The sequence below is a fragment of the Vibrio sp. 10N.222.49.C9 genome (assembly GCF_041474985.1).
Taxonomy (GTDB): domain Bacteria; phylum Pseudomonadota; class Gammaproteobacteria; order Enterobacterales; family Vibrionaceae; genus Vibrio; species Vibrio crassostreae_C.
Genome location: NZ_JBFRVD010001099.1, coordinates 1 through 324, shown reverse-complemented (window position 1 = coordinate 324; position 324 = coordinate 1). Strand labels below are relative to the sequence as shown.

Here is a 324-nt window from a genome sequence, read left to right as displayed (position 1 = left end):
CGCTTAGGCAGTACCTTAGATAGGGTGTTTTTTAGAGATTGGTTAGGATGCTTTTCTCGGTTCTGCGCCAGCAGTTCAGCAACATCGGCCTCAGGCACTAAATTGACGGTTACCTTTTGCCCGGCACGCCAATACGATGAGATCTGCAACACTGATGGTCCAGAGAGCCCTCTATGCGTAAACAGCAATGCCTCTTTGAAGACAGTGCCATCTTCTGCAGTAATTTCTGCAGGAATCGCAATCCCAGACAGCTCACTGAAATCCAGTTTGTCTTGCTTATGCAGAGTAAATGGCACTAAACCTGCTGTGGTAGGTACCACATCC

General features: G+C 48.1%; 1 pseudogene. It reads right to left on the bottom strand.

Features of this window, described 5'->3' with window-relative positions:
• A pseudogene (locus AB4585_RS27070) lies at positions 1-324 on the bottom strand (aminoacetone oxidase family FAD-binding enzyme); the annotation flags it as partial.